The sequence below is a fragment of the Rhodococcus sp. PAMC28707 genome, from assembly GCF_004795915.1.
Taxonomy (GTDB): domain Bacteria; phylum Actinomycetota; class Actinomycetes; order Mycobacteriales; family Mycobacteriaceae; genus Rhodococcoides.
This window is the reverse complement of the sequence record NZ_CP039253.1, coordinates 3437501-3453277: the sequence shown is the minus strand read 5'-3', so window position 1 is coordinate 3453277 and position 15777 is coordinate 3437501. Positions and strand designations below refer to the sequence as shown.

The following is a 15777-nucleotide window of genomic DNA, read 5'->3' as shown; positions in this document are numbered from 1 at the left end:
ATCGCTCACGCCCGTGAGCCAGCTCACTCAACCAGGGAGGTTGACGCGTGACGTCGAACCTTGCGGCAGAAGGCGCGCTTTCGTTCAACACGAACGCGCTGGACTACGTACTCATCGCCGTGTATTTCGTGTTCGTTCTCGGTATCGGCTATGTCGCTCGCCGCCAACTGTCGACGAGCCTCGACTTCTTTCTTTCCGGACGCAGGTTGCCGGCCTGGGTTACCGGTATCGCCTTCGTCTCGGCAAATCTCGGCGCCGTCGAGATCATGGGTATGTCGGCCAATGGCGCACAGCTCGGTATCGCGACGATGCACTACTACTGGATCGGCGCCATTCCGGCCATGCTGTTCCTCGGCATCGTCATGATGCCGTTCTACTACGGCTCGAAAGTACGAAGCGTTCCCGAGTTCATGCGCAAGCGATTCGATACCAAGGCGCATCTCGTCAATGCCATCAGCTTCGCCGTCGCACAGATCCTCATCGCCGGAGTCAATCTCTTCCTGCTAGCAACGGTCGTGAAAGTGCTTCTGGGATGGTCGCTCTGGGTGTCGCTGATCGTCGCCGCCGCAATCGTACTGACTTACACCGTGCTCGGTGGATTGTCTGCCGCCATTTACAACGAGGTCCTGCAGTTCTTCGTCATCCTTGCCGCACTCGTGCCTCTGACGATCATCGGTCTGATCAAGGTCGGCGGGTGGTCCGGCCTCAAGGACAAGGTTGTACCCACTGTCACCGACGGGTCGGTCACAGCCTCGACGAGTGAGCAACTTTCGTCGTGGCCGGGACAAGCACTCAGCGGTTTCGAATCCCCGATTCTCTCGGTCGTAGGTATCGTGTTCGGACTCGGCTTCGTCCTCTCCTTCGGTTACTGGACCACCAACTTCGTCGAGGTCCAGCGCGCTATGGCTTCGAGCTCGATGTCTGCAGCCAGGCGCGCCCCGATCATCGGCGCAATCCCGAAGATGTTGGTGCCCTTCGTCGTCGTTGTCCCCGGCATGATCGCCGCCGCCGCAATCGGCGACATGATCAACCTCAAAGAGAACGGCACAGGCGACATCACCTACAACGACGCCATGCTGTTGATGATGCGCGACATCCTCCCCAACGGCCTGTTGGGCGTCGCGATCGCCGGTCTCATGGCAGCATTCATGGCCGGTATGGCAGCCAACATCTCGGCCTTCAACACAGTATTCAGTTACGACCTGTGGCAGCAATACATCGTCAAGGGTCGCGAAGACAAGTACTACATCTCGGTTGGTCGCGTGGCGACAGTAGCTGCGACTGTCCTCGCGATTTTCACCGCGCTGATAGCCTCGGGTTACTCCAACCTGATGGACTACTTGCAGACGCTGTTCGGTTTCTTCAACGCTCCACTGTTCGCGACGTTCATTCTCGGTATGTTCTGGAAGAAGATGACCCCCGCAGCAGGTTGGATCGGACTCGTATCCGGTACCGGTGCGGCCGTTTTCGTCTTCATTCTCTCCCAGGTCGGCGTTATCAACCTGCCTGGCCAAGGAATGCCGTTCGTAGCGGCCTCCGCGGCGTTCGTTGTCGACATCGTCGTCAGCATCGTCGTCAGCATGGTGACGCAGCCGAAGCCGGCGAAGGAACTGGTCGGCTTCGTTTACTCGGAGACACCGCGCGAGATGTTCACCGATCCCCAGGACGCCACCAACCCGTGGTACCGACGCCCAGTCCCATTGGCAGGATTCGCCCTCGGTCTGGTCGTCATCCTCAACGTCGTCTTCCACTGACATTCGATTCGAGAAGGTAACTGACATGACCACTCCCGAGAAGACATCACCAGGGTTAGTCGCAAGACTGTTCGACATCCGATCCGTCATCGGCGCGCTACTGGGTATCTACGGAATTCTGCTCACACTCGCAGGCCTGTTTCCCTCGGTATTCGGCAACAAGACACACTCGTCTCCCTCGAACAACGTCGTAGATATGAGCGTAGGAACAAGCGCCAACCTGTGGGTCGGACTTGTCATGCTCGCCGCCGCGCTCATCTTCGCTGCATGGGCTATCGCGCGACCCGCAGTCGTGGGCGAGGCGACCGAGTAATTTACGCACATCGACGCTTCGGGATCCTTGTCTCTTTCGAGGGTTGTGGCCCCAAACCAGAGGGAACATGTAACAGTCGAGCACAGTGTTTGGAATGTGGAAGATACGTCAATCCACTCGCTGGAACGGGCTAGACCCGTCGATCCTTCATTACCGTCGAGCGAAAGGTATTCGATGAACATCAACGACGACGACATCACCACAACCGGCGGAGCAGGCGAAGGCCCAGCCGACGGCGGCTCCAACCCCAACGGACATGACGGCGGCGCCGACGGCACGGCTGGCCCCGGCGAAGGCCCAGCCGACGGCGGCTCCAATCCAGGTGGCCACGACGGTGGCGCCGACGGTGCTGCAGGATCCGGTGAGGGTCCAGCCGATGGCGGATCGAACCCCAATGGCCACGACGGCGGTGCGGACGGCGCGGCTTGAGCCTGACAGATGTCGACCAGCGCGGACCGGAATTCCGGTCCGCGCTCGGTCGTTTGATATCCGTCGACGGGCGAACCTTCGCCGATGAGTACTGGGGGAAGAAGCCACTGCTCTCGCGGGCATCCGACCTCACCGCCTCGTTCGACGATTTGATGACGCCCTCGGCCGCGGACGGATTGATATCGCGTCGCGGGGTGCGCACTCCCTTCGCGAGGATGGCCAAAGATGGCTCACTGCTGGACGAATCCCAGTTCACTTCGTCCGGTGGTTTCGGCGCCGAGATGCCCGATCAGCTCGACTCCGCGGCGATTCTGTCCGCGTTCGCCGGAGGTCACACTCTTGTTCTACAAGGCCTGCATCGACTGTGGCCTCCCCTGATCGACTTCGTTCGCGATCTGGTCGACGACATCGGTCACCCGTCACAGGTCAACGCCTACATCACCCCGGCCTCGTCTCGGGGATTCGATCCACACTACGACGTGCACGATGTATTCGTCCTCCAGATCAGCGGTGAGAAGCGGTGGATTCTCCATCCGCCCGTGCACACGCACCCCTTGGCCGATCAGCCCTGGTCCGACCGGCGCAGTGCCGTCGAGCAGCAGGCACTCGAGGCGCCCGCTGTCGATACAGTGCTCGAGCCCGGTGACGCACTGTATTTACCTCGTGGGTGGATACACTCGGCAGAAGCATTGGGCGATACAACCATTCACCTCACCATCGGCGTTGCATCGTTCAATCGATTCGACGTAGCGACCCAGCTGATCGGTCTGCTCGCGGATGACGCCGGTCTTCGTGAACCGCTGCCCGCCGGCATCGATCTCACCGACTCCGACGCTCTCGCACCGCATATCGACCGAGTGCTCGACTCCATCGGATCCATCGTCGCCGACATCCAAGGCGACCCCGAGTTCCGACGCCGTATCGCCAGAGGACTCGCAAAACGCTTCGTCTCCGCCACGCGACCCGAACCAGTGCAGCCGCTGAAGACTGTCGCCTTCATGACCTCGCTCGACGCCGACAGTTCGGTGGTGTGGCGTCGCGGATTGACTGCCTCCATCGACGTCGACGGAGGCAAAGTTCGTCTCGGTCTTCGCGGTACGACGATCTCGCTCCCTGCCGAATGTTCGGCCGCGGTGATCCAACTTCGCGCAGGGAAGGTCTGCCGCGTCGGCGACCTGGCCGGCCTGAACACCGAGAGTGCCATCGTCGTGACTCGCCGTCTTCTCCGCGAGGGAGTACTGGTACCGGCAGTATGAGCGGGCATGCCTGCAGCGACCGCGCCCGCGAGCGCGGTGACGCCTTGGCAGGATCCGGGTCGCCGGGAAGCCGATGGTTTCTCGTCGAGATCGACGGACCCTGGGGACACTCTGCTTTCCTGAATTCGGCCAGGGTGATCGATCCGGACCTGGGTTTGCGCATCGTTCGCCGTATCGAAGGGGCCGGCATGCGCACCCTTGCCATCCGGCGACCTGCTCGGCGGCTGAGCGAGGCCCGAATGAGATGGGCCATTGTCGACTGCGAGGTAGGTTCGGAGTCCATCCGATGGGGCGAGGTCGAGGCATACGAGGAGCTTCTCGACGTTCCACTCGACGGATCGACCGGAGAACCCTCGCCGGATCCGATCGTTGCTGTCTGCACTCACGGCCGCCACGACCGATGCTGCGCCGTGCGCGGACGGAAGGTGCTCCCGGCATTGAGGGAACACCACGAGTCGGTGACCTGGGAGTGCTCTCACCTGGGCGGCGACCGCTTCGCCGGAACGATGATCGTGTTTCCGCAGGGCCTTTACTACGGCAACGTCGACGACGCCGACGTCGCGACGATCGTCGACCGGCACCGGGATGGATTTCTCGAGCCGCGCTTCCTCCGGGGCCGAAGCTCACAATCGGCGCCGGTACAGGTTGCCCAGCATCATGCCCGTGCGGCATTGCGCGAGGAAAGAATCGACACGTTGAGTCCGCTGTCGACGACGCAACACGGCAGCACATGGACCGTAGAACTGGACCACGACGGTGCTCGAATCGTCGTGACGCTGGAGCAGGGCGTGTCCGAGCCCATCACCACGACCTGCGCGGCAGTGCGCGCCGGTGCAGTCAGAACATTCGAGTTGATCGACATCGCAATGCGGTAGCACAAATCCTCGTCGGCTGCTCTTCCCCCTGCCTACGATGGTCGACGAACCCATCGACAGAGGAGGACACATGCCTACTCGACTCAATCCCTACCTGAATTTCCGCGGGCAAGCGCGCGAGGCGCTGGAGTTTTATAAGCACGTGCTCGGGGGTGAATTGACGTTGAGCACCTTCGGCGACTTCGGGGCCGTCGCCGACCCTTCCGAAAAGGACCAGATCATGCATGGCCAACTCGACTCGCCGAGTGGGCTGACCCTGATGTGTTCCGACACCCCCGCAAGCATGGCGTTGAGCGTCGGCGACAACATTTCCGTCTCCCTCAGCGGCGAAGACGAAGCGGAACTGCGGGGCTATTGGGACAAACTCGTCGTCGGCGCGAAGCATACGATGGGGCTCGAGAAGGCACCGTGGGGCGATACCTTCGGCATGCTCACCGACAAATTCGGCATCAGCTGGTTGGTCAACATCACCGGTACCCACTCTTGATCGGATAGCACTGGGTGCACGATGAACCGATGAAGACGATTGCACGTATTCTGCTCGGTTCGTTCTTGACGTTCGCCGGTCTGAGTCACCTGTTCTGGGCGCGTGAGGCGTTTCACGCGCAGGTGCCTTCGTGGGTGCTGTTCGACGCGGACCTCGTGGTGCTGGCCTCCGGCGTCGTGGAGATCGCCCTCGGCCTGGCCCTTGTCGTGCTGGTACGTCGGCGAGTAGCTCTCGGCTGGATCGTCGCGGCATTCTTCGTTGCGGTCTTCCCTGGCAATATTTCGCAATTTCTCACTCACAGTGATGCTTTCGGCCTCGATACCGATGCAGCTCGCGGTATCCGATTGCTCTTCCAACCGATACTCGTTGCATGGGCGTTGTGGTGTACAGGTGCGTGGGGCGCCTGGCGATCGCGGCGATCGGGTGCCCGGCTGCGGTAGTTAGAACAGCACCCGGATGCGACCGCTCGTAACCGCACGGTCAGTATGGAGGTAAGTACAACTGATTACATGAACTAAGCAACGAGGTGGCGTAGTGAGCGACGCAGCAGCAATCGGCGACGGTATCTTTCAGATCCCGGTCCCCATCACGGACAATCCGCTGGGTAACACCCTCGTATACGCAATGGAATCCCCCGGCGGTTTGATCCTGGTCGACGCAGGGTGGGACGACGACAACGCATGGAATGGTCTGACCACCGGCCTCGAATCGCTGGGACACTCGATCACCGACGTCGAAGGCGTCGTGCTGACGCACTTTCATCCCGATCACACCGGGCTGTGCGGTCGAGTCCGGGAAGCCTCCGGCGCGTGGATCGCAATGCACGAGGCCGATCACACGTACTTCGAGGCCATGACTGCCGATCGCGGCCCGGAGTGGATCAATCTGCAGCTCGACAACCTCGTGGCTGCGGGCGCCCCCGATGTCGACATCGAGGCATGGCAGAAAAATGCCCCATCGGCCCCTACCGGACCGAAGTCAGCCCCGGACCGCGTGCTCACCGACGGCGAGATCATCAAGCTCGCCGGCCGCGAACTCGAAGTCGTCTACACCCCCGGGCACACCCCCGGCCATGTGTGCTTCTATCTACCCGAATCCGACGTCATGTTCACCGGCGACCACGTTCTTCAGAAGACGACGCCACACGTCGGGAACTTCGTCTATCCGCTGGAAGAACGCGACGCGCTCGCTGAGTTCATGGACTCACTTCGACGCGTCCAAACGCTGGACATCACCCGTGGCCTCGGGGCGCACGGCATCCCGATCGACGACGTTGCAGGCCGTGCCGGTGAATTGATCAACCATCACGGGGAGCGCCTCGATCACCTGTACGAGGCATTCGGCGACAACGAGATCACCGTGTGGCAGGTTGCCGAACGAATGAAGTGGTACAAGCCGTGGGCTGATATCTCTCCGTTCGGCAAGACCATGGCACTGTCGGAGGCCGCTGCTCACCTCCGCCATTTGGTGGCACTGAACCGAGTTGCTCAGGTACCGGAATCCTCGCCTGCACTGTTCGCCAGAGTCTGATCATTCGGCGGAGTCATCTTGAGCCGAACACCCAATAGCCTGACCTCTCTCGCATGATCCAGGCGATCGACGAGAGCAGCCGCCGCGCCGACGATCGTGTCCCCATCGAGCGTCGGCGCGGCGAGTGCTGCTGTGGCCGTGTGGGTTTCGAAGGGTGCGTACCGAACCTTCAGGGCGACGCGCACCGCCTGCCTCTTCTCGGCGAGTAGATCGTCGCGAACGAGGCGGGCGAGTCGGCGCACTTCCTGGCGCACCGCCACCCAATCGGTCAAATTCTGTTGAAATGTCGCTTCGCGACTGTGCGAGCGCGCAACCCACGGCTCCGCCGACACCGGCGAGTCGTCGACGCCGCGGCCCTTCGTCCCGATCCACGGACCAGTTTTCGGGCCGAACGCGGCGGCAAGTAGCTCATCGTCCGTCGCCGCCAGTTCCGCTACCGTGGTGATCCCCAGCACCGCCAGTTTCTTCGCAGTCTTGTTTCCGATTCCCCACAGTGCATCGGTTGTTCGCTCCCCCATCACCTCGAACCAATTTTCGTTCGTGAGCGTATAAATGCCCTCGGGTTTACCGAAGTCCGTGGCAATTTTGGCCCGCAACTTGTTGTCGCCGATACCCACCGAACAATGCAGCCCTGTCGCCGCGAACACGGCATCGTGCACCGACCGAGCAAACGACACAGGATCCGCGGTTTCGACCCCGAGAAATGCTTCATCCCAACCCATTACCTCGACAATGACACCCAGCGATCGAAGCGTGTCCATGACGGTCTTCGACGCGGCGGTGTATGCCTCGGCGTCGACAGGCAGGAATATCGCATCAGGTAGTTTTCGCACAGCGACTCGTAGCGGCATCCCGGATCCGACACCGAAGGCCCGGGCCTCGTACGACGCGGTGGCGACCACCCCGCGTTCGGTCGGATCGCCGCGGCCGCCGACGACCACCTGTTTGCCGGCCAGTGCTGGATTACGAAGCACCTCCACCGCGGCGATGAACTGATCCATATCGACGTGCATGACCCATCGTCGGCGCGCCGAGATCGTCATAAGTTCATTGTGACCCGTATACCGGTGCACGCGCGTTCCTTTGCAGCGACGAACCTCCAGCGCTGTGAAACACTCACAACCATGGACTCGAACCCCGTCGAAATCACCGTCCTCGGACAGGGCCAGGCCACATTCGCACCGGAACGCTGCACGATATCGCTGACGGTGAGGTCCGACGGGCGCTCGGCGGAGGCTGCTACCGAGCCCGCCCACCGGTTGGTCCGCGAGCTGACCGAACTCATCGATCCCCTCTACAACCAGAAATTCGGCCCGATCGACAGGTGGTCGCTCGATCAGGTGCGGCACAGCCGAAATCGGCCGTTCAATCACGATGGTGAGCAACTCCCCTACGTTTATCAGGCCGTAGCCTCCATCGACGTCGAGTTCAGCCAGCTAGATGTCATCGACGCATTCGTCTATGCGGTGACCGCGCTCGACGGCGTCGACATCGGCAGCTTCGACTGGACGCTGACCGAGGAGAGCGTCCAGGACAACACGCGACACGTTCGCAAGCTGGCAGTACAGGACGCTCTCAGCAAGGCCGAGGTGTACGCCCAGAGCGTCGGACTCGCGTCGGTGAAGGCACTGGCCATCGCCGACCCCGGTTTGCTCGGCGTTACCGCAGGACATCAGGACTACGGGATGGCCACACGCGCCTACGCCGGCCGAGAAGCCGAGGGGTTCGAATTGAAGCCCCAGGACATCGTCCTACGGGCCGAAGTGCACGCGCGGTTCGCCGCCAACTGATCGGACCGTGTTCGCATCACTCCACGAAGGGCCGCATGAAGACCGCAGGGACGCACAGCTCGAAGTGGTCGACAGCCGCAGTCATTTTCGCGATTTTCGCCGCAGGTACCGCCGTAGCGGGCGTGCTCGATGATCCCGCTACCGACATTGCGGGGTGCGAAGAGGTCGTCCAACCCGCGAAAGCACAGCGGATCAACTTCACATTCGTCGGCGAAGAGTCCTACGACAACCCCGACCACCCCTGGTTCACCGAAACCAAGGCAACCGCGATGTCCGAGGCTCTGGCACAGTCCTTACCACCCGGAACAGATGTGGCCTTCGATGCTCCAGCACGCGCGCTGTACTTCGGACCGATCGGCAGCCAGGAAGGAAACCCGGCCGGTGGCATCACGACGGCCCGCGGCACAATCGCCGTCGGCGGCAAGACCGGCCCGTTGACAGTCTCGGTCCAGAAGTCCGAGGAGCCGCCCGGCCCCTGCTTCGAGGGATACGTCGACGAGCGACGCACCCTAGACGACGGCACCGTCGTCGATCTCCGCGAGGGCGGAGTTCGCGCATACACGCCGGATGGAACCTCGATCGACGCCTCGGCCGACGACACGCTGACCACCGAGCAACTCCTCGACCTGGTCACCGCGCCCGGCTTGCGAGTGTCGACGCCGGTTCCTGCTGCGACCGCAGGAGCGCTCGGCATCTGCACGATCGAGTCCTTCTCCTCGACCGCACCACCGATCGACGAAGAAACCACCGGGCGACTCAACGACGTACTCGACGCAATTCCTTTGAGCGGCTTGCAATTCGACCGGCGTCTCGGATCGTTGCTTCCGGACGAATGGATGACCGGAGGAGTGTGCGAGTCTCTGCACGCCGTCGGTGCCGCGATGGAACTGACAGTAGAAGTGATCGGTGGTCAACCATTTCCGCCGGCAGTAGACGGGGTTGTTCCGCACATCCCGCCCGACGGACTCGTCGTCGAACGCTCCACGAAGTCGTCGACTGGGCAAGGAAACGACGTGACACCGCGAACCGACACAGTGACAGTAACCAGAGCGTCCGGGACGCGAATTGTCGTCCGTTCTTCCGGCGCCGATCCCCTCCCCTTCGACGTACTCGAAACGATCGCCACTGCTGACGGCCTCGATGTGACCTGAGCCTGCGACCTGTCGGAGATCACGCCTACGATGGGTAACCGTGACCATTCCTACCATGGACGAGCTTGAAGTCGACGCCCTCGAAATCCGCTTCGGGACCGACACGTTCACGCGCGGATCGAAATACTTCGATGAGGGCAGAGTTGGGCAGGTCACGTGGGATCGACGGGCGTCGACACTGTCCTCGCAAGTACGGGGTAACCGCGCCACCCCGTATTCGACAGTAGCCACCATGTCGACACGGATGGGCAGCATCGTGGCCGTGGAATACGGCCGCTGCAATTGCCCCGTGGTCTTCAACTGCAAACACGCCGTCGCACTGATTCTGCAGGCGAAGGCGGACAGCGTCCGGACGCCCGCGCGCGGGCCGGTGAACACCGCGGGCCATTGGTCTCAGGCCCTTGCATCAGTCATCTCCGCCAAGCCCGCCGAGCTCGACGGGCCGAGCAGCGGGCGCATTCGTGTCGGGCTTCAGTTGGGCTTGGAACCGTCGGTCGACCGCGCCGACGCAATTCGACTACTGGCCCGCCCGGTGATGTTCAACGAGCGTAAAGCCTGGGTCGGCGGCGGCGTCTCGTGGTCGTCGCTGCCGTCCACCACGGATCGACGCGTCGCGCGTCAGGTCGACATTCTGCGGGAGCTGTATGCGCTGCATCAAGTGCGCTCGCGTGGGCGCTCGGCATACTCGTTCCAACGGACCGACTCCGCGACGATCGACCTCGCAGACATATCCGGTCGGCTGCTGTGGGATCTGCTGGGTGAGGCACGCGAAGTCGGACTTCCGTTGATCAACGCACATCGGATACTCGGTGAAATCCCTTGGCCAGGAGAAGGGGAGTTCACCGTCGACATCACTTCCGGTGATTCCGGATCCCTTTTCGTGGTCGGCCGAATCACCCTCGACGGCAACATAATTCCACCCAACCGTCGGAGCTTTCTCGGCAATGACGGTTCAGGGATTGTGTACTGGGACGACGAAGCGCACACAAACCACGCAACCCGCGAGTTTCGACTCGCGCGGTTGTCGAGGCCGGTCCCGTCCGCGCTTCGACGGATCACCACCACCATCGATCCCATCGAGATACCGTCCTCGGATCGTGCGGACTTCACGACGACGTACCTACCCGCACTCGAGCGTGCCAGCGATGTCGTATCCTCGGACGGCTCGTACACCGCACCCGTCGTCACCGGCCCCGAACTCCACATCACGGTGACTCACACCGGAGACAACCGACTGACGTTCTCCGGCCAGTGGCGCTACTACCTCGACAGTACCGAAATCGACTATCCCGCCGACGTTTACAGATCAGCCGAGGGAATTCGCGATCCCGACTCGGAGGTTGCGCTGCTGCGCAGAGTCCTTCCGGTACTGGGTCGACCCCCTGTCAATGAATTCATCTCGTTCACTGCCGTCGGGATCTCGGCCGGCATACTCGTCACCGACCAGCTACCGCTCCTGGTCGAGTACGACGACGTGCATGTGACGACTGTCGGTGAGCTTCCAGATTTCCGCAATGTCAGCGACGACGTCGGCATATCGTTGTCCACCAAAGCGATTCGAGGCGACAACGATTGGTTCGATCTCGGCATCGCAGTCACCGTCGACGGCACCGACGTCGAACTTGCCACAGTCATTACTGCCATTGCTCGCGGCGAGACCCACCTGATGCTCTCCGATGGCCGGTTCTTCTCCCTGGAGCGCTCTTCGTTGCTCACCCTTCGACGGTTGGTGGAAGAAGCCCGGTCGTTGCAGGACAACGTGAACGGACCGTTGAGAATCAGCCGATACCAAGCCTCGCTGTGGGAGGAGCTCGCCGAACTCGGTGAAGTGACTCGGCAGGCAACAGCGTGGCGCGAGCAGGTCACGGCGCTGTTGAAACTCGATTCGATCCCGCCCCAGCCCGCTCCTGCGGGTATAGGCGCTCAGTTGCGGCCGTACCAGCTCGAAGGCTACTCATGGCTGCTCTTCCTGTGGACCCACGGTCTCGGAGGAATCCTCGCCGACGATATGGGCCTCGGCAAAACAATCCAGGCGCTGGCGATGATCACCAAGATTCGAGAGAGCGGACCATTGCCGGCCCCGTTCCTCATCGTGGCCCCTACGAGTGTGGTGCACAACTGGGCCAAAGAAGCAGAAAAGTTCGCGCCGGACCTCAGCGTGGTCACTGCCGGCGAAACGCGCGCACGGCGGCGAGGCCCGGTGGGCGACATCGCTCTCGGTGCCGACATCGTCGTAACGTCCTACACAGTCTTTCGCCTCGACTACGAAGACTTCGAAGCGGTGTCGTGGTCAGGGCTCATCCTCGACGAGGCGCAATACGTCAAGAACCACAAGAGCAAGTCCTACCAGTGCGCTCGGCGGCTGTCCGCTCCATACAAGCTCGCCATCACCGGCACCCCGATGGAGAACAACGTTATGGAGCTGTGGTCCCTGTTGTCGATCACCGCACCCGGACTATTTCCCTCACCTAAGAAGTTCACCGACAACTACCGCAATCCCATCGAAAAAGACGGTGACACCGACCAACTGAGAACCCTTCGGCGACGCATCAAGCCGCTGGTGCTTCGGAGGTCGAAAGATACTGTGGTGCAGGACCTACCCCCGAAGCAGGAGCAGACCGTCGAAGTCGACCTCCATCCACGCCATCAGCGCGTCTACGAAACGCGATTGGCCCGGGAGCGTCAGAAGATACTCGGGCTGCTCGACGACTTTCAACGCAACCGGGTCACGATCTTGCAATCACTGACCACTCTGCGTCAGCTCAGCTTGGATGCGTCTCTGGTCGATGAGAAGCACTCGGATATACCCAGCGCCAAGATCGACGAGTTGGTCGATCAGTTACACGAGATCATCGAAGGCGGCCACCGAGCGCTCGTCTTCAGCCAGTTCACCAGGTTTCTGTCGTTGGTGCGAGATCGCCTCGAATCCGAAGGCATTGCTCTCGTCTACCTCGATGGGAGTACCCGAAACCGCGGCGATGTCGTCGAACGTTTCCGTAGCGGGGAAGCACCTGTGTTCCTGATAAGCCTCAAGGCCGGCGGCGTAGGCCTCACGCTCACCGAAGCGGACTACTGTTTCGTACTCGATCCCTGGTGGAATCCCGCGACCGAGGCGCAAGCAGTCGACCGTGCTCATCGTATCGGTCAGGCGCGCACCGTGTTCGTCAACCGCTACGTCGCACGCGGCACCATCGAGGAAAAGGTAATGCAACTCAAGGAGCGCAAAGCCAAACTCTTCGCAAGTGTCATGGACGACGGCGGCGCCTTTGCCGGCGGACTCACAGCAGACGACATTCGAGGGTTGATCGAGTAAGCGCCGGCGGAGGGGAGTGCTTTGGTAGGTTCCTTCCCCTCCGCTTCAATGGTCCATTCATACGATCAGATAGCTTGTGGGCTCCATTCAAGCGGCAACACATCACGATCGACACCGACAAACGATCAGATTGACCGCTGAACACGGCCGGAGTTCGTCACCGTCTCGTTCACGCCTAGGCTCGAGATGTGGACCGACATAGTGCACAACGCCTCTGGCCTCGGCCACCGATTCTCCCGCGACCGATCATGATGGACCAGCGCTGGGAACGTGTGGTCTTCTTGCATTGGAAGGTCCCCAGCGCCGTCGTCTCACCGCTACTGCCCCGAGGCTGCACCCCGGACGAATTCGACGGCTCGTCTTGGGTCGGTCTGATCGGGTTCGAGATGGTCGGCGCCGGATTCGGATACCGCCATCCAGTCCCCTACTTCGGGACCTTCGCCGAAATCAACGTTCGACTGTACTCCATTGATGGCGAGGGACGACGGGGAGTGGTTTTTCGATCACTGGAAGCTAGCCGACTCGCAGTCGTCATGGGAACCAACCTCGCTCGCGTTCCGTATCGATGGGCATCGATGACAATCTATGACGACAGATCCACCGTCAGATACCGAAGTAGACGCATCGCTCCACCCCACCGCGGAGTTTCGACCGACTTCGCCGTCGTGCGCGGGTCACGGGATATGTCAAACGACCCGTTAGCCCAATTCCTCACAGCACGTTGGGGTTTACATACATCGGCCGCTGGACGGCTCATGTACGCACCGAACCTGCACAGCCGGTGGAAACTTCTCGACGCCGAGTTGACTCATTGCTCGGATCAGCTGATCGAGGCTGCAGGTCTACCGAACCTCGCCGGCAGATCACCGGACTCGGTGCTGTACTCGGATCACGTCGCAACACAGTTCGGACGGCCCTATGCGGTGCGTGCGGTCGGCTGATTGGCCCGCCGGCGATTTCCAAACGAAGGCTACTGGCTCCCCGCTGATCGCTTGAATGGTCCACTCATACGATCAGATAGCATCAGTGCGCCATCGAAGCAGTGCCGTCACCCACACAAAAAAGACATGAAACGCAGCAAAGCCCCCAACCAACAGGTTGGGGGCTTCACTGGAAAAGGTGTTCGGCGGTGACCTACTCTCCCACACCCTGTCGAGTGCAGTACCATCGGCGCTGGAGGGCTTAGCTTCCGGGTTCGGAATGGGACCGGGCGTTTCCCCTCCGCTATGGCCGCCGTAACTCTATGAAACAGTTACACACGGAACACAACGGACTATTCACACAGTGGTGAATAGTGTTGGTTCATTCAATTTTGTAACACTGAAACGTGTGCTGTTTCAGATATTGCACAGTGGACGCGTAGCTTCTTTGTGGTAAGTCCTCGGCCTATTAGTACCAGTCACCTACATCGGTTACCCGACTTCCAGTTCTGGCCTATCAACCCGGTGGTCTGCCGGGGGCCTTACCCCCTCGAGGGGGTGAGAAACCTCATCTTGGAACAGGCTTCCCGCTTAGATGCTTTCAGCGGTTATCCCTTCCGAACGTAGCTAACCAGCGGTGCTCCTGGTGGAACAACTGGCACACCAGAGGTTCGTCCGTCCCGGTCCTCTCGTACTAGGGACAGCCTTCCTCAAGTTTCTTACGCGCGCGGCGGATAGAGACCGAACTGTCTCACGACGTTCTAAACCCAGCTCGCGTGCCGCTTTAATGGGCGAACAGCCCAACCCTTGGGACCTACTCCAGCCCCAGGATGCGACGAGCCGACATCGAGGTGCCAAACCATCCCGTCGATATGGACTCTTGGGGAAGATCAGCCTGTTATCCCCGGGGTACCTTTTATCCGTTGAGCGACACCGCTTCCACATGCCGGTGCCGGATCACTAGTCCCGACTTTCGTCCCTGCTCGACGTGTCAGTCTCACAGTCAAGCTCCCTTGTGCACTTGCACTCGACACCTGATTGCCAACCAGGCTGAGGGAACCTTTGGGCGCCTCCGTTACATTTTAGGAGGCAACCGCCCCAGTTAAACTACCCACCAGGCACTGTCCCTGAACCAGATCATGGTCCGAGGTTAAGGTATCCAATACGATCAGAGTGGTATTTCAACAACGACTCCACAGTAACTGGCGTCACCGCTTCACAGTCTCCCACCTATCCTACACAAACCGAACCGAACACCAATACCAAGCTATAGTGAAGGTCCCGGGGTCTTTTCGTCCTGCCGCGCGTAACGAGCATCTTTACTCGTAATGCAATTTCGCCGAGTCTATGGTTGAGACAGCTGAGAAGTCGTTACGCCATTCGTGCAGGTCGGAACTTACCCGACAAGGAATTTCGCTACCTTAGGATGGTTATAGTTACCACCGCCGTTTACTGGGGCTTAAATTCTCAGCTTCGCCACCGAAGTGACTAACCGGTCCTCTTAACCTTCCAGCACCGGGCAGGCGTCAGTCCGTATACATCGTCTTACGACTTCGCACGGACCTGTGTTTTTAGTAAACAGTCGCTTCTCACTGGTCTCTGCGACCCCACCCAGCTCAGAACGAAAAGTTCATCACCAGACAGGGTCCCCCTTCTCCCGAAGTTACGGGGGCATTTTGCCGAGTTCCTTAACCATAGTTATCTCGATCGCCTTAGTATTCTCTACCTGACCACCTGTGTCGGTTTGGGGTACGGGCCGTGTGAAAGCTCGCTAGAGGCTTTTCTCGGCAGCATAGGATCACTGAATTCGCCTCAATCGGCTACGCATCACCTCTCAGGCATCATGAACGGCGGATTTGCCTACCGTTCGCCCTACAGGCTTACACCAGTATTACCACTGACTGGCCCAGCTACCTTCCTGCGTCACCCCATCGCTTGGCTACTACCAGATCAGGTCCT

At 60.7% G+C, this 15777-nt stretch carries 13 protein-coding genes and 2 rRNA genes (1 of these 15 running past the window's edge); 12 read left to right on the top strand and 3 right to left on the bottom strand.

Translation table 11 applies throughout. The annotated features are described in order from the left end of the window. The first annotated feature begins 47 nt into the window (after positions 1 to 47). From E5720_RS15870 to E5720_RS15835, 8 genes are all read left to right on the top strand, one after another. Positions 48 to 1754, top strand: coding sequence for a sodium:solute symporter family protein (locus E5720_RS15870; protein WP_136171440.1), 1707 nt, complete (start codon positions 48 to 50; stop codon positions 1752 to 1754). Positions 1755 to 1779: 25 nt separating this feature from the next. Further along, positions 1780 to 2067: a hypothetical protein gene (locus E5720_RS15865; RefSeq protein WP_136171439.1), complete on the top strand. Its 288-nt coding sequence runs from the start codon at positions 1780 to 1782 to the stop codon at positions 2065 to 2067. 174 nt (positions 2068 to 2241) lie between these two features. Continuing rightward, positions 2242 to 2496, top strand: a complete 255-nt coding sequence (locus tag E5720_RS15860; RefSeq protein ID WP_136171438.1) for a BatC protein — start codon at positions 2242 to 2244, stop codon at positions 2494 to 2496. Between the two features lie 53 nt (positions 2497 to 2549). Then, positions 2550 to 3752 carry a cupin domain-containing protein gene (locus tag E5720_RS15855; RefSeq protein ID WP_247596340.1) on the top strand — a complete coding sequence of 401 codons (1203 nt, stop codon included), beginning with the start codon at positions 2550 to 2552 and terminating at the stop codon, positions 3750 to 3752. Then, positions 3749 to 4627 carry a sucrase ferredoxin gene (locus E5720_RS15850; protein WP_136171437.1) on the top strand — a complete coding sequence of 293 codons (879 nt, stop codon included), beginning with the start codon at positions 3749 to 3751 and terminating at the stop codon, positions 4625 to 4627. Before E5720_RS15855 ends, E5720_RS15850 begins: the two co-directional genes overlap by 4 nt. Before the next feature lie 70 nt (positions 4628 to 4697). Further along, a complete protein-coding gene (locus E5720_RS15845; RefSeq protein ID WP_136171436.1) occupies positions 4698 to 5114 on the top strand; it encodes a VOC family protein in 417 nt (138 codons plus the stop codon). A gap of 29 nt (positions 5115 to 5143) precedes the next feature. After that, positions 5144 to 5554 (top strand): hypothetical protein, encoded by a 411-nt coding sequence (locus E5720_RS15840; RefSeq protein ID WP_136171435.1) that lies wholly within the window; start codon positions 5144 to 5146, stop codon positions 5552 to 5554. Positions 5555 to 5648: 94 nt separating this feature from the next. Next, positions 5649 to 6644, top strand: coding sequence for an MBL fold metallo-hydrolase (locus E5720_RS15835; RefSeq protein ID WP_136171434.1), 996 nt, complete (start codon positions 5649 to 5651; stop codon positions 6642 to 6644). Here the strand turns inward: E5720_RS15835 and E5720_RS15830 are convergent. Next, positions 6602 to 7687: a DNA polymerase IV gene (locus E5720_RS15830; protein WP_136171433.1), complete on the bottom strand. Its 1086-nt coding sequence runs from the start codon at positions 7685 to 7687 to the stop codon at positions 6602 to 6604. The two genes, E5720_RS15835 and E5720_RS15830, sit on opposite strands and share 43 nt — an antisense overlap. Before the next feature lie 81 nt (positions 7688 to 7768). On the opposite strand from E5720_RS15830, the gene E5720_RS15825 reads away from it, so the two are divergent. From E5720_RS15825 to E5720_RS15810, 4 genes are all read left to right on the top strand, one after another. Then, on the top strand, positions 7769 to 8434 hold the full coding sequence (locus E5720_RS15825) for an SIMPL domain-containing protein (RefSeq protein ID WP_136171432.1): 666 nt from the start codon (positions 7769 to 7771) through the stop codon (positions 8432 to 8434). A 35-nt stretch (positions 8435 to 8469) separates the two neighbouring features. Next, positions 8470 to 9585 (top strand): hypothetical protein, encoded by a 1116-nt coding sequence (locus tag E5720_RS15820; RefSeq protein WP_136171431.1) that lies wholly within the window; start codon positions 8470 to 8472, stop codon positions 9583 to 9585. Between the two features lie 55 nt (positions 9586 to 9640). After that, positions 9641 to 12898, top strand: coding sequence for a DEAD/DEAH box helicase (locus E5720_RS15815; protein WP_136171430.1), 3258 nt, complete (start codon positions 9641 to 9643; stop codon positions 12896 to 12898). Positions 12899 to 13086: 188 nt separating this feature from the next. After that, positions 13087 to 13839, top strand: a complete 753-nt coding sequence (locus tag E5720_RS15810; RefSeq protein WP_247595989.1) for a DUF2071 domain-containing protein — start codon at positions 13087 to 13089, stop codon at positions 13837 to 13839. 180 nt (positions 13840 to 14019) lie between these two features. Here the strand turns inward: E5720_RS15810 and rrf are convergent. Together rrf and E5720_RS15800 are read right to left on the bottom strand one after the other, a co-directional pair. Continuing rightward, positions 14020 to 14136, bottom strand: a 5S ribosomal RNA gene (gene rrf, locus E5720_RS15805). Positions 14137 to 14267: 131 nt separating this feature from the next. Continuing rightward, positions 14268 to 15777 (bottom strand): 23S ribosomal RNA (locus E5720_RS15800) (it continues 1649 nt past the right edge of the window).